11 protein-coding genes are annotated in these 15860 nt (G+C 37.8%); 8 read left to right on the forward strand and 3 right to left on the reverse strand.

The annotated features are described in order from the left end of the window. Positions 1 to 6 precede the first annotated feature (6 nt). Entirely contained in the window at positions 7 to 1191 is a 1185-nt protein-coding gene (locus tag MHH37_RS00920) for a CaiB/BaiF CoA-transferase family protein (RefSeq protein WP_014825028.1), read from the reverse strand. 702 nt (positions 1192 to 1893) lie between these two features. Between MHH37_RS00920 and MHH37_RS00925 the strand changes: the two genes are divergently transcribed. From MHH37_RS00925 to MHH37_RS00955, 7 genes are all read left to right on the forward strand, one after another. Further along, positions 1894 to 6264: an S-layer homology domain-containing protein gene (locus MHH37_RS00925; protein ID WP_342574614.1), complete on the forward strand. Its 4371-nt coding sequence runs from the start codon at positions 1894 to 1896 to the stop codon at positions 6262 to 6264. A 415-nt stretch (positions 6265 to 6679) separates the two neighbouring features. Next, positions 6680 to 8089 carry a GGDEF domain-containing protein gene (locus tag MHH37_RS00930; RefSeq protein ID WP_342574616.1) on the forward strand — a complete coding sequence of 470 codons (1410 nt, stop codon included), beginning with the start codon at positions 6680 to 6682 and terminating at the stop codon, positions 8087 to 8089. 462 nt (positions 8090 to 8551) lie between these two features. Beyond that, on the forward strand, positions 8552 to 8704 hold the full coding sequence (locus tag MHH37_RS00935; RefSeq protein WP_342574618.1) for an NAD(P)-binding protein: 153 nt from the start codon (positions 8552 to 8554) through the stop codon (positions 8702 to 8704). After that, positions 8694 to 10187, forward strand: a complete 1494-nt coding sequence (crtI, locus tag MHH37_RS00940; protein WP_342574620.1) for a phytoene desaturase family protein — start codon at positions 8694 to 8696, stop codon at positions 10185 to 10187. The genes MHH37_RS00935 and crtI overlap by 11 nt, the downstream gene beginning before the upstream one ends. A gap of 47 nt (positions 10188 to 10234) precedes the next feature. After that, a complete protein-coding gene (locus MHH37_RS00945; protein WP_342574622.1) occupies positions 10235 to 11353 on the forward strand; it encodes a glycosyltransferase family 2 protein in 1119 nt (372 codons plus the stop codon). Between the two features lie 12 nt (positions 11354 to 11365). Continuing rightward, positions 11366 to 11851 (forward strand): hypothetical protein, encoded by a 486-nt coding sequence (locus tag MHH37_RS00950; protein ID WP_008407501.1) that lies wholly within the window; start codon positions 11366 to 11368, stop codon positions 11849 to 11851. 95 nt (positions 11852 to 11946) lie between these two features. Continuing rightward, the gene (locus tag MHH37_RS00955; protein ID WP_065216232.1) at positions 11947 to 12672 is read left to right on the forward strand and encodes a 3-ketoacyl-ACP reductase; all 726 of its coding nucleotides are present in this window, start codon (positions 11947 to 11949) and stop codon (positions 12670 to 12672) included. A gap of 106 nt (positions 12673 to 12778) precedes the next feature. On the opposite strand, the gene MHH37_RS00960 is transcribed toward MHH37_RS00955, so the two are convergent. Next, positions 12779 to 13324, reverse strand: coding sequence for a GNAT family N-acetyltransferase (locus MHH37_RS00960; protein WP_339263510.1), 546 nt, complete (start codon positions 13322 to 13324; stop codon positions 12779 to 12781). Positions 13325 to 13448: 124 nt separating this feature from the next. Next, positions 13449 to 14606: an ROK family transcriptional regulator gene (locus MHH37_RS00965; RefSeq protein WP_014825023.1), complete on the reverse strand. Its 1158-nt coding sequence runs from the start codon at positions 14604 to 14606 to the stop codon at positions 13449 to 13451. A 146-nt stretch (positions 14607 to 14752) separates the two neighbouring features. On the opposite strand from MHH37_RS00965, the gene xylF reads away from it, so the two are divergent. Next, entirely contained in the window at positions 14753 to 15829 is a 1077-nt protein-coding gene (gene xylF, locus MHH37_RS00970; protein ID WP_342574625.1) for a D-xylose ABC transporter substrate-binding protein, read from the forward strand. Positions 15830 to 15860: the final 31 nt, after the last annotated feature.

Genomic DNA, 15860 nt, shown 5'->3' on the forward strand with positions numbered 1-15860 from the left:
TTTATTTTACTGTAATACCCCTGCTTTTGTTAGTTGCTCGATTTGTTCTTTACTATAGCCATATGCAGCTAAAATTTCCTCGGTATGTTCACCCATTTTTGCCCCGACATGTTTATAAGTCGGCTCAACCCCGCTTATTTTCAGGGCAGTTCCAATTTGGCGTTGCGAGGATCCATCCGGTTTCTGAACATCTACAAGCATATTCCTTTCTTTTATTTGCGGGTGTTCGCAAGCTTCGTCAAATGTAAGAACGGGCTCCACACATCCGTGGAAGTCTTCATTGAAAATTTCTAGCCACTGATTAAATGTTTTCGAGCAAAACGCATCGGTAACCGCTTCCTTAAAGCGTTGCTGTGTATAGTAGGAGTCATTAAATGTGCTGTCGATCAGTTCCGGGATGCCAAGCGCTTCACATAGCAGTTTACGGAACTGAGGCTCCAGGCTGCCGACTGAAAAATAGCGCCCGTCTTTCGTACGGTAGTAATCATAAAATGTTCCGCCGTTTAAAATTTCCTCTTCTGGCTGAGGGGGACGGCCGCTTCCGAGATATTGTGTGCCATATAAAGCATTCATGGAAAACACCGCATCGGTCATCGAGACATCAATAAATTTCCCTTCGCCTGTTTTTTCACGGTGAAAAGCAGCCGCTAAAATTCCGACAGCAGCATGCATTGTCCCGCCAGCAATATCCGCGATTTGAATTCCCATTGCAACAGGTTTTTTATCCTTTAAACGGGAATGATTGAGCACTCCGCCAATTGATAAGTAGTTATTATCATGGCCTGGCCGTGTTGCATATGGCCCGGTTTGTCCATAGCCTGTAATCGCACAGTAAATGAGGCGCGGATTGAATTCGCGCAATGTTTCATAGTCAATTCCAAGACGCTTCATCACACCCGGGCGGAACCCTTCAATGACAATGTCATAATCTTGGATAAGCTTTTTAATAATTTCAATGCTCTCCGCAGACTTTAAATTGAGCTGCAAAGATTTTTTTGAGCGGTTTAAATGCTGATGGAAGTAAGATTCCTTATCTTCATCATACGGCGGCATAATCCGCATTAAATCAACACGGCGCTCTGATTCCACATGAATAACATCTGCTCCAAGATCTGCAAACATCATTGACGCAAGCGGTCCCGGTAATAGCGAACAAAAATCCAAAACTTTTAACCCATTTAAAATAGTCATACCCATCCCCCTTATGTGTTGAACAGTTGTTTTTGTAAGAAATATTGAATGTTAAGTGTGGAAAGTAGAAACCCTTTGCCGGAAAGTAGAACTTTTTGGCGCAAAAGTTGAATCAAATTAAGTGAAAGTAGAAAGCATTGGTGTCAAAGTGGAAAGTTCTGAATGAAGAGTAGAACCAACGCCAAAATAAGAGCTTATAAAATAGCAGATGACGCCAACGCTTTCAATAAAATATAAATATAAGAAAAAGAGTCCCCTTATTTTCTCATTCTCTATCATCCATTATATTTTAAATACTCTGAAAATTATAGTGCGAAAATAAGCAAATTGTGCAGAAATATAGAAAAAACAAACTTAGATAGATTGTTCTCTCTTCTTTTTTTAAAAAAATAGCCCTAATGAGGAATAAAATATAAGTTTAGTGAATATTAACTAGTATAGAAACCCTATTAAAGATTAGAAAGTTTTTAGCTAGGGTAAAGTATGGATGGTTGGCTATTTATTTATAAGAACGATTTTGCTTTAGACATTTAAGTCGGAGCAGGGTCGTTCCTTTTTTTGTCCAAATATAGAAATCCAGAATTAAAATGAAAAACTCCATAAATTTCATACAGTTTTGCACACCGTTAGCCGATATAAAGAGTAGAAGTTTTTACTAGATTGAACATGTTACGACATTTCAAAAGGGAGGGATTTTCTAACATGGACTCGAAAAAAGCACAAAAACTCTCGAAGGCAGCGGTCGCAACGGTTTTGGCGACAAGCGGTGTGCTAGTGGCAATGCCCCATCAGGCAAACGCCTATTCATTCAGTGATTTAAATCCAAATGCAGATTATTATGAGCCGATTATCGATTTAGCCAACCGTAAGATTGCAACAGGCTATTCAAACGGCACATTTAAACCAAATACAGCGATTACTCGTGAAGATGCCGCAAAAATGCTGGCATTGACGATTGATGTAAATACAACAAATCCAAAAAATCCAGGTTTTAAAGACGTGACGGTAAATAATCCAAATTACCGTTATATCGCCGCATTGGCAGAGGCTGGTGTCATTAATGGCTATTCAGATAAAACCTTTAAACCAAAAGAGCCGATAACACGTGGTCAAATGGCGAAAATTTTAACACTCGGCTTCAAGTTTGGCATTTCAACAAAACTTAACCACGGTTTCAAGGACGTTTCAAATAAAAATGCCAATGCGTATTTTATACAGACACTTTACGATTTGAATGTAACAAAAGGGAAAACGCCTGTTTCATTTGATCCGTTCAATACCGTAACACGCGGACAGATGGCGACATTTATTTGGCGTGCGGAAAAAGCGGACCGCGGCAATCCTGTCTACACAGTCGGGGATATTGTAGGGAATCAAATATACATAAACGGTGTCGCGTACACGGTGGCATCCCATTTACGCAGTATTATTAATGCGGGAAATCAAAATGTATTAAAAGGTGCTTACATTGAAGGAAGCTATTCAGGAAAGACCCTTCAAAACATTTCGAAGCTGACAATCAATGCAAGCGGAACTTCCTCACGTTTACTGGCGCTTGATGGGGGCTATTCTTCTTTTGCAGGGGAACTTGTCATTCATGGCAGTTATTTACGCTTCAAGAATATCAATTTTACTGGACGTGTGGAAGTAGCGGAAGCACCACGACGCTCGCTTGGCGCATTGGAAAATGTACGTATTGCAAGTTTAGGAAGCTTCGCATCGTTTATCGACTGGGGAAAGCCAAATAATCCGGATAATGAGGATTTCCTGAACCCTAGTGAAAACGAGAATTTACAGAACAAGCCGGACCCGACAAAACCGGAGCACCTGCAAAAATACACAGAGCGTATGGCAAACGTTAAGAAGTACGTGGACTTTGAAAACGCGGATATTCGTCAATTGTATGTAACTGCTGACCGTACATTTTTAAAGGCTAACTATGATATCGACCGCCTGACAGTACAAGGAAATGTAGCAAATGTGGAACTGTATGCAAGCCCGAACGCGATGTATATCGATACGGACTACAATGTTTCTATTTATGGCGTTCATGATATTCAATACGTGTATAAAAACACATTAAAAAATGTGTACCTGAATACAGACAGCACATATGATTATTATTACATTACATCAAGCAACGGCTTTACGAATCTTGGCACACATGCCTATATTTCTAAAGCGATTATCCCAAACAACAAAACGGTAAATGATGTGTTTGATGATTATAAAACAGATGACCCGAACATTGGTTATGTAGAGGATGAAAACGGAAAAGCGGTTGACCGTGACCCTGTGGAAAATACGATTATTACAGATGTAACGTCCCCATCCATTACACAACTGGATGTTGCAGCAGGCGGATCGACCGCCGATGTGACATTAACAGCCGATGAAGATGGAACGTACTACTATGTCATTAAAAAGGCCAATGAAAAAGCGCCATCGATCAGCGAGATTAAAACAGGCGGTACAAAATATAATGGCAATGGCCCACTCGTCATGGACGAGCCTGTGAAATTTACGGTATCCGGCCTGGAAACGATGACGGACTATGTTATTTATGCAATTGTTATTGATGATGCGGACAATGTTTCGGAGAAGGAAGAGCAGGAGTTCTCGACAATTGATAACCGACCACCGACGTTCAGCTTGGATAAAGGCGAAAAGATGTACGGTGGAAAGCGCGTGCAATTTATCATTAAGGGCATTACCGAGCCAGGCGAATACTATTACTATATTCGCGAGAAATCGCCCGTTACGATGCCGGACCCAACTGTCGATGAAATTATGAAGCGCTATACAGGAAAAGGGACAATTACAAAGCCTGAAGATATCGTCATTACCGAAACAAAATATGGCGCAACCCCGGCAATCGGCGACATTAAGCCGAATACAGAGTATGAAATTTATGCGGTGATGGTCGACAAATCGGGTAATAAAATGCGCAACCCCGCACCGAAGATTGTGATTAAGACGGAGGGGCCTGATACGACTTATCCGTATGTACTGGATCCACCAATATTGGAGTTGGCAGACAAAAATAAAGGCTATTTCTACATTACGGTTAGTGAAGAGTTGGATAAAGCAACGGCGGAGAACCCAGATAATTACCTATTATCGGGAACAGGGATCGTCAATATTTCTGGTCATAAAGAAATGAAGCCAGTAGAAGTACAATATTCGAATAAGCGTATTCGATTAACGATTCCTGCAGTAAGCTCTCTAGTAAATGGAGATACAATTGTGGCTACCGTTTTAAAAGGGGTAAAAGACTTAGCCGAAAATGAATTTGAAAATAAAGAAACAGTAGCGGTCGGTGTTGAACCCCGCAACTATGCACAGTACAATCATTCAGATTCGATAAAACCAGTAATATCGATTAAAAATGTTATTACTGGTCCAGATAAATATGAGGTAGAAGTAGAGACCAAAAAAGCAGGTACTTACTACTACATGATTTTACCGGATGATTTTGATTTCAAAGATATAACGAATCGTGATTTTGTAGATGAATTTTCAAATGACTCGAAAGTTGTTACTGGTAAATTCCAACTAACAACACCACTTGGAACTCAAAATGCCTATATTGGGAATGGCCAAAACCCGGCGCCGTTAGGAACATTTAAGTTCGATGTATCAAAACCGGGAACTCCGCCAAGGGATCCTTTTAAAAGCTATAAAATCTATATGGTGTTAAAGGATCGTTCTGGACAGCTTTCCGAAATTATGGAAAGAAGTTTAATTGATGATGTGAAACCACCGTTAGTTACGGGTGCATCTATTAAAAATGTTGAAGGCAGCGATACACAAATTAAATTTACAGCTTCAGTAGATGAAAAAGCCAACTTTTATGTACTACCTGTTAAGAAATACATTAGGAAAACAGTGAACGGCAGAGAAGTATATGAATTGAATACTGCTTATTTTGATACAACAGGGAATTTAAAAGATATTACGACAGTATTAAATACATCGTCCAATGCATCTAATCTATACGATAAGTTTAAATCTTTAGGAGCGAAGGATATAGGTGGTTCTGAAGGAAAGGGATTGGTCGAAAAAATCCCTAGACCTTCTGAATTGGGATTAGAGGCCCATGAGGAATATGGATTCTACATTGGAGCTAGAGACACAATTGGTAACTTTACGATTTTAGAAAAAAGTTCAGCTCCAACGATTGAAGAAGACGAGCCTAAAGGTCCTCAGATGAAAGCGACACTTTATATGGATGGAATAAAACCATATGTGAAAACTAGTCGGGATAATCCATATGCATCGATTACCACTGATGCCATAATTTACAGAACACCAGATTCTAAGTTTGAAATAACATTTAACGAAACAATTTTGCGTCAGGATGATACAAACTTAACCAACTATAATAAGTCACAAATTAAAATTACGAATACCTTAGATTTATCATCAATAATGAAAATTACGAATGATGCTGGTATAGATATTACAGGCCAATTTGACTTTGATGGCTACTCTGTTGGTAGTAAAACTACTGATGAATCTAAGTTGGTAATTAAACCACGTGATGCTGTTAATGCTGATAAATCGATTACAGTAACATTAAAAGATAATTTAAGTAATGCTTATGACTATGTTGATCACTTTACATTTGATATTTCTAAACTTGGTAAGTATATTTACCCTTCGAACAAGGTGAATATTATGTCTAACGCATTATTAGGTCAGAGAATGGCTGACCCTAATAACTCTAAACAAATTATTATTACTCCACAATTGAGTGCTTCTGACGTTAAAGAAGTATATTATGTTGTTGTAAATGATGGAGTGACATATGCACCTACAGAAACAGATATTTTAAATGTTGTTAGATTCGGTAGACAACCTTCAGCAGTTACAATTAATTTATATGGTAAAAAATTAATTACAACGGCTGCTGATACAAGTTCAGAGATGACATTGGTTGCTAACGGAAACACTAATGTCTTCAGAAAAGGACAAAAAGTTTATATGATTACTATGGATAGATATGGAAATATTAACTGGGTAATGAATGAAAATGATCGAACTCAAAAATATAGTACTGTTGTAGATTAAAATATAGAAATTAACTTCAAAACCAATTCCACAAAGCGAAAGCTGCGCGGAGTTGGTTTTTTCTCTGAATTTTTATTCTGGGTGAAAACCCTGCATTATTTAATTCCTAGAGATTTTCACATGTACAGAAGCACTTCTATAAGGATTCGGTGGAGTGTAACCAATGGCCCGATTTTAATGAAAAAGCTGTACAGTCTGTATCATAAGTAACTGAAGCTTTTGATAAATCCCTCTAGAAGATGTATAAATAAGCGTTTTAGAGGGATTTGTTATTTATTGAAATTACTATAATATATTGTATAATCAATCAAATATACATATAGTTGTTTCAGCTTTAATTGACAGTAATGGAAAGCGGAATAGGGATTGTTCCAAATTTGAGTAGGCATTTACTATAGGAAACCGGGAGCGGATTATGGAAAAACAAGATTTGAATTTACTGCAGCAGAAGGTGACTATGCTTAGAGCTGAAGGGAAATACAAGGATACAATAGAAGCTGGATATGAACTTCTTAAGTTGGGCATAGAATTAAAAGATTATAAATCGATTTTAACTGCATATATAAATAATGCAGCATCTTTTTATTGCGTAGGCGATATTGAAGAGGCTTTCAATTGTATTGACCAGTATACGGAAGTTTGTACTAAACATGGTGATGAAGCAGATTGGGTAAATTTATACAATGTCTCCTTTTTATTATATGAAACAAACAAAGATTACATAAAAGCAAAAGAAACATTGGAAAAATCCATTCAGCTAGCGGGAAAATTGGAAAAGTATAATATTGTCAGTAACGGATACAGCAATCTTAGTCATGTCTATATGATGGAAGGGAATTTTGAAAAGGCTTTAGAAATGGCTGGATTAGGGCTTGAAATGGCCAAGTTACATAAACCGGTATCATTCATTTTAGCATTTAGGGTCAAACTGAATCTTGCCAAATCATATATTGGTCTTGAAGATTTAGAAGCTTCCAAGTTACTTATAGATGACATGATCCATGAACCACTATTAGAAGATTTTAAAAGAGAAAAAGCGCAGTGTTATGACTTACAGGGCTCCTGGTACATAAAAAGCAAGCTATATGCAGAAGCTTATGAATCCTATACGAATGCAAGAGATATTGTTGAGGAATATAACGATGTCAACTTATTAAAAACGATTCAGGAAGAACGCTGCAAATTGTGTGAACTAATGAATGATGTACAATTAGGTTATACCGTTCAAAAAGAATACATCGCCCTGCTCAATGAAATTAGCGAACGTCAAATTGCTTTGTCAGCGCTCAAGCTCGACATTAAGCATAGGGTTTCAGCTATAAAAGCAAAGGCAAATATAGATTATTTGACAGGTTTATATAACCGGAGTTATTTGGAGGAAACTGCTAACAAATGGTTACAGGAAGCATCCATTAACAATGAATCTATTCAATGTTTAGTGCTTGATATTGATAATTTTAAAGGGATTAACGATGAATTTGGGCATCTTTTCGGTGATGAAGCCATCAAACTTGTTAGCAAGGCATGCTCAAGTACGCTAAAAGAAAATGAACTGATCGGCCGTTATGGTGGAGATGAATTCGTTGTAATATTAAAGGGTGCTACACGTGAAGAAGGCTTGATAAAAGCGAAGCAAATAAATCATAGCATACGTAACTTGTGCATCAATAAAGATGGAAAAACAGTGAAGATAAAGGTCAGTATTGGGATGTCAAATAACTTGGATAGAAAAGTAGAAACCTTTGAAAATTTATTCTATTCTGCGGACATGGCATTATATGAAGCAAAAAAAGGCGGGAAAAATCAAATTCGTGTTAGTCGATAATATGAATTAGTGATAAGAATATAGTTATTTGGTAGGGGACACGATTCAAATATGAATCCGTGTCTTTTTTTTGTTGTGATGTTGTAAACAAGAAATATGCATTATTAGTAGTGTTACAACTGGATTATTCTACTGTAGAAATTTAGGGAAAGCTTCACAGTCTTTTCTTTAAACGTTATACAAAGTTGATAACTATTTGATAAGGTTAATAAAACGATATGACTTGCGAGTTGAAAATGAAAAAGATGAATAGGGCTTAATAAAATAGGTTAAGAGCAATAAATTAAGGGTAAACGATTTAGAAGGAAAATAAAAAAATAAAGATACACAGCGATTAAAAGGTTATACATTTTTATAATTATTGTATAATGTTAAGTGAAGGGCGATTTATCTATATACATAAGGAAGAACGAGCGTAACCGAATAATTATTAGGGGAGCTCATGAATAAAAAGTCATTGTTATGGGAGCTAGTGCAGCAGGAATGGCAAGTACAATTCGCTTGCAACAAGAGGGTTACGAGGTGGAGCTGTTTGAAAAGGATGCACTGCCGGGAGGGGCAGATTCGAGTCTAAACAAAAAGATTACAGAGGGGGAAACACAATATGTCAGGTAAGAAAAAGGTGATTGTAATAGGCGGAGGGCTTGGTGGTTTATCAGCTGCAATCTCACTTCAGCAAAAAGGATACAATGTTGACCTATACGAACAGAATCATCATCTAGGCGGAAAGTTGAACCGTTTGGAGCAGGATGGTTTTGGCTTTGACCTGGGTCCATCCATACTAACGATGCCTCATATATTCGAAACTTTATTTCAGCAAAGCGGAAAACAAATGAGCGATTATGTTCCGGTTCAGCGATTGGAGCATCAATGGCGCTCATTTTTCCCGGACGGTAATACACTTGATTTATATGAGGATTTACAGGATATGGAGAACTTGAATCCTTCTCTAACGAAAAAAGACATTAAACAATACAAAAAACTACTGGAATATTCTAAAGGATTATATGAAATAACGGAGCAAGGGTACTTTAATCAAGGGTTAGACAATTTAAAGGAAGTGCTCCAATATCACGGTGCGTTCCAATCGTTGCGGAAATTTGATTTATCTTCCACAATGTTTGATGCAATTGGTAAAAGAATAAAGAACCCGCAATTCCGGGATATGCTAAGTTATATTGTAAAATATGTTGGATCTTCCGCCTATCATGCGCCGGCTGTTCTAAATATGATGATTTACATGCAGCATGCCCAGGGAATTTGGTATGTACCTGGTGGAATGCATAATTTAGCAAATGCTTTAGTGAAGTTAGCAGAGGAGATTGGTGTGACATTCCATCTTGGGAAAAAGATCGTGAAATTAGATAAAAACAAACGAGTTATTACAGCTGCCTATACAGATGATGGAATGAAGTTGACTGCCGATTATTTTGTTTCCAATATGGAAGTCATCCCAACGTACAAACAATTAACAGAAGAAAAAGAAACTTATACCGATAAATTAGATAAAAAATTCGAACCCGCAAGCTCGGGGCTGGTTTTACATTTAGGGGTTAAAAATAGCTATCCGCAACTTGCCCATCATAATTTCTTTTTCTCCAACAATATGAAAAAACAAATGAATCTGATTTTTGATAAGCATGAACTTCCTGATGACCCGGTCATTTATTTAGTGAATGTGAATAAAACTGATCCAAAACAAGCACTGCCAGGCCATGAGAATCTGAAAATTCTTCCACATATTCCTCACCTTCAAGAGAAACCCCTAACTCGACAGGAGTATACCGAGTTTGCTGAAAAGGTATTAATCAAGCTGGAAAATATGGGATTGGACAGACTTAGAGAAAGTATTGTCACAAAGGATATGTGGACACCGCATGATATTGAACGAACGTACTCTTCAGACCGCGGGGCAATTTACGGAACCGTATCCGATAAGAAAATGAATAAAGGATTTAAACATCCGAAGCAAAGTGAACGTTATGACAATTTATATTTCGTCGGGGGAACCGTCAATCCAGGCGGCGGCATGCCAATGGTTACGCTTAGCGGGCAGCAGGTGGCGAAGAAACTAATGGAAAGAGACAGGCTGAAGTAGACAGCGTATTAGCTATTAGACAAAAGCAAATGGAAGGAACATGATCAATGGAAACTTTGTATTTGGTTGTGCAAATACTATCCTTACTCGGATTATTATGTGGTGTGCTGATGTTTTGGTCTACAAGAAAACCACCAGCAAAAGAGGGGAATCAGCCATTACCTGCATTGTCGATCATCATACCAGCCAGAAATGAAGCGCTTCGGTTGCCGCCATTGTTAAAATCACTCCAGCAGCAAAGTTGGAAGCGTTTTGAAATAATTGTAGTCGATGATGGTTCCTCGGATCATACTGCTGAAGTTGCATTGTCATACGGAGCGAAGGTATTAAATAGTAAAAAAGTAGGCGGGATGAGCCCGGGTAAATCCAATGCTTGTGCGTACGGGGCACAATCTGCAAAAGGAGAATGGCTGCTGTTTTTAGATGCGGATGTTCAGCTTGCCGATGAGGACAGCCTTGAGCGCATGATGAATAGCTTCAGCAAGCAAGAAGGAAAAGGGATCTTATCCATTCAACCGTATCACCGGATTGTAAAATGTTACGAAAATTTATCCGTAATATTTAATATTATTGTGCTGACAGGAATGAATGTATTTACCGTTTGGAAAGGAAAGTTTGCAACGGCAGGATCATTTGGACCATGTATCCTTTGTGATAAGGAGAGCTATATTTCAACAGGGGGGCATGAGGCAGCGGAAGAGTCGATTATGGATGACTTTGCACTGAGTGATGTTTTTTTAGCTAAAGACTTACCGGTAACCAATTATGCCGGCAAAGGGATTATTAATATGCGTATGTATGAAGAGGGTCCGAAACAATTATTGGAAGGCTGGACAAAAAATCTGGCAACAGCTTCACAGTCTACTCATAGATTTGTTATGATGCTCATTCAGCTGTGGATTTTTGGTGTCATAATGGCAGTGTCGGCAACAATTCTCGCTTTTTTGACGGAATCTTCTGTGGCGCTCTTATGCGGAATTATTGTCTACTTATTATACGGAGGGCATGTGTATTTTCTGGCGAGAAGAGCAGGGAATTTTCATCTCATGATGTTCTTGTTCTATCCTTTTTTTGTTTTATTTTTTACAGCCGTATTTTTATATTCATTATATCGCACACATGTTTTACATTCGGTCATGTGGAAAGGCAGAAAAATCAAAGTGTAATAGGAGAGAGGTATGACAGTCATAAATGCAATTTGGCTTCTCATTGTTAATATAATGGTATGGCTTGTTCTTCATTTTTCGATTTCAGCGCTCTGTTTCAAAATTCCTTTACGCTATTTTTTGAAGGATGTTGTATTTCTCCGTATTGCAGAGTGGGAGGAAAACGGGAAGATATGGAACCGGTTATTTTTAGTGAAGAAATGGAAAAGGCACTTAATTGATGGGTCTTCGATTGCAAAGAAAAGTTATAATAAAAGCCATTTGCACGGTACAAAGCGGGAAGATTTAAAGATTTTTGCAGCTGAAACAAAAAGAGCGGAGATAACGCATTGGCTGCTAATTTTGCCAGCGCCCCTTTTTTTCATATGGAATCCTGTTTGGGCAGGCTGGATTAACATCGCCTATGCACTCTTCGCCAACGTCCCATTTATTATGACGCAACGTTATAACAGAGGACGAATTGAGTCTATTGTAGGTTTATCTAATCGTAGCAATTAAAAAGTATATCTATATCGTCCAATCGCAAAATAAGACGTATGGAAGTTCACTATGTTAAAATTTTATTGAAATAATGTTTGAAGGAGACGATAAAATTGGGTCAGTCATTACAAGGTAAAGTAGCGGTTGTAACAGGTGCTGCACGCGGAATCGGTAAAGCGGTAGCGGTAGCATTAGCAAAAGAGGGTGTGAACGTAGGGATCATTGCACGTTCGGAAGAGGCACTACAGCAAGTAGCGAAAGAAATTGAAAGCCATGGCGTTAAAGCTGCTTATGCAGTGGCGGATGTTTCGAATTTAGAACAAGTACAGAAGGCTGCTGGCCATCTAAAAGAAAAGTTGGGGTTAACGGATATTTTAGTTAACAATGCAGGTGTCGGGAAATTTGAAAAGCTCGTGGACATGGATCCGGCAGAATTTAAAGAAATTGTCGACATCAACGTAATGGGTACTTTTTATGTATCGCACACAATTGTACCGCAATTAATCGAGAAAAACGCGGGTGATGTTATTAATATTTCATCAACAAACGGTTTAAACGGTGCGGCAACATCAAGTGCATACAGTGCTTCTAAATTCGGTGTCATCGGCTTAACCGAGTCACTTGCTGCAGAAGTGCGCCGTAACAATATTCGCGTAACAGCATTAGCGCCAAGTACGATTGCAACAGATTTGGCGGATGCACTGAACTTAGTGCCTGATGAAAAAAGAGATCAATATATGCACCCTGAAGATATTGCGGATTATATTATTGCTCAATTAAAGCTGAACAATCGCATGTACATTAAAAACGCGACATTAATGAATACAAATCCATTCTAATCATGGACCGGTTTTCATAACTGTTGAATATGAAAAAGCCCTTCATTCTGTTTGCTGCAGACTGAAGGGCTTTTTTTAATAATTCTATTTTAGGGTGTAAAAGCGATTAGAATTCCTCTTTTAATATAGAGTAATAAACACTATCCACGAGAGTACCTTTAATCATATGATTTTTTCGCATCGTTCCTTCATGGGTCATCCCTAAACGTTGCATAACTTTAGCGGAGGCCGCATTTTGAACGTGAGATTCAGCAAATACACGTTCTAAGCTGAGTGTATTGAAGGCTAAGTCCAATATTACTTTGCTTGCTTCTGTTATATAGCCTTTTCCCCAGAAGCTGCGGTTTAATGTAAAGCCGAGTTCCCCGCTTTTATTCCATTCATGGACACGGAACTCGATTGCACCGATCATTTTATTGCTTTCTTTTAATACAATCGCATACTTCCCGGCAGGTTCTTTCATAAAATAATTCTCAATCATCTTCTTCGTTTGTTCCAGATCTTTGTGTGCATGATAAAGAAATTTCGTCGTTTCCTCATCCGCAGTATATTCGTACATATCTTCAGTATCCTCAATAGAAATCGGACGTAAAAAAAGACGCTCGCTTTCCAGATGACTGTTTTTTTCTAGTAATAAATTAAGGTTTTCCATTTGTTTTCTCCAATAATATGACTTTTATTCGAGAGTGTTACAGGCTTTCTTATCATAACATAATATACATTTTTTAACAAAAAACAGATATGTTTAGTATAAACTTAGGGTATTAAAGTGGAAATTAATCAAATGGAAGTTGAATGAACTGATCAATAATAAAGGAGGCAGCACCGAGGGCAATTGCACGATCCTTTAATTTCGAAAATTGCACAGAATAGTTATCCCGCTGAAAATGCATAGTATTAGAGTGAATTGTATCTAATATTGATTGCTCGATAAACTTTTGCGCTTTTATAATTCGATTACCAATAATAATTTTTTCCGGGTTAAATGTTTGAATTAAATTGGTGATACCGAGACCGATATAGTACCCGGTTTCCTTGAATAACTGTATAACATCTTCATTGCCCTCTTCAGCTAAAGTAATTATCTGCTCTAATGTTAATTCTCTTTCTTTTAGCATATAAGTTGCGTCATGGATAAGGGCATATTCTGAGGCATATGCTTCCCAACATCCATTACGGCCGCATGTGCATTTACGTCCATTCATATGTATGATGGCATGTCCGCTTTCGCCCGAATAACCGTTAACCCCTAGATAAATATTATGATCAATAATAATTCCGACACCTAGCCCGATTCCTATACTTAAATATAATAGATTTGAAGTTTCTTTATTATTTTCAAAAATATATTCTGCATAAGCACCAGCATTGGCCTCATTCGAAATATAGATTGGGAAGTCAAAGTGATCACGTAAATAGCTGCTAATATCAAAATTTTCCCACCGTAAATTGGGCGCAATAATAATGACACCGTCTTTATTAACGGAACCAGGAACAGCAACGCCTAATCCGACGATCGAGAATGGGCTAGGGGGTACATTTTCCATGAGTAATTTTATTAAATCCAAAATACTTTTTAAATACGCGTCAAGTTGGATTGTTGGTACGAGTTGGAGATTATCGAAAACAATTTCCCCTTTTAGATTAAAAACTGCACCATATAAATAGTTAACGCCAATATCAATGCCAAGTGCAAAGCCAGCTGTTTCATTAAACCTTAATAACCGGGATCTTCTCCCTCCAGTTGAAAAGTCTTTTCCATCTTCTACGATTAATCGGTCCTCTATTAGTTCAGTTACTAGATTTGCAACAGTTGCTTTTTTTAACCCTATTTCTTCAATGATTTCTCCTCTAGAAACGATTCTTTTAGAGAAAATATAATTTAAAATTTGCTGCTTATTGAACTTTTTCCCTATTTGTTGATTCCATGACAAAGTAACAATCCCTCCAATACAAAACGATCATAAATTTAATTAAAGTATAACAAAAAAACTTTGTTCATCCAATAGACAAACAAATATTAACATGTTATCCTAATTTTAAATTAAGAATATTACAAATATTAGAAGGGGTGTAGTTCATGTATAAATGTAAGGGCTTTCTTTTTGGGATTCTGATAGTAATGTCAATGTTATTGGTGGCTTGTGGGCAGGATGCAGGAGATTCAAGCACAGGCAAGGCTAGCTCAAGTGATTCAGCAGGGGATAAATTGAAGATTGGTTTATCGGTATCGGACTTAACATTAGAACGTTGGCAGCATGACCGTGATTTCTTCGTAGCTAAAGCCGAAGAAATGGGTGCAGAAGTCGTAGTGCAGTCTGCAAATGGTGATGAAGCAAAGCAATTATCGCAAATACAAAATATGCTGTCTCAGGATTTAGATGCATTAGTAATTATTGCGATTAATTCTGATTCTTTATCTACTGTTGTGGAGCAGGCAAATGCAGAAGACGTTCCAGTATTAGCATATGACCGATTGATTAACGGGGCAGACATCAGTGCATATGTTTCATTTGATAATGTACGTGTGGGCGAGATGCAAGCGGAGTATTTAGTGAATTTAAAACCTGATGGAAACTACTTCTTAATGGGGGGATCTCCAACGGATAACAACGCAAAAATGTTCCGTGAAGGGCAAATGAATATTATTCAGCCATTAGTTGATAAAGGTGATATTACAATTGTAGGCGATCAGTGGGCGAAAGACTGGGATGCAAATGAAGCATTAAAAATTATGGAAAACGCATTAACTGCAAACAAAAACAATATTGATGTTGTCGTTGCTTCAAATGATAATACGGCAGGTGGCGCAATCCAGGCGTTAGAAGCTCAGGGATTAGCTGGTAAAGTACTAATTTCTGGGCAAGATGCTGACCTGGCAGGTGTTCAGCGTATTGCAGAGGGATTACAGACAATGACAGTTTACAAGCCAATAAAAGCAATTGCTGAAAAGAGTGCAGAAGTAGCGGTTCAATTAGCAAAAGGTGAGGAAGTTACTGCTACGGATTCTGTAAACAATGGCCAGATGGATGTTCCATTCATTAAGCTGGACCCAATTTCAGTAGGTAAAGATGAACTTATGACAACAGTTATTGAAGATGAATTCCATAGCTATGATGATGTATATAAAAATGTTCCGGAAAGTGACCGTCCGTAAATAACAGCAAAAGGAGGGGAGAATTTCCCTC

Origin of the sequence: Solibacillus sp. FSL K6-1781 (assembly GCF_038630735.1) — a bacterium.
Taxonomy (GTDB): domain Bacteria; phylum Bacillota; class Bacilli; order Bacillales_A; family Planococcaceae; genus Solibacillus; species Solibacillus silvestris.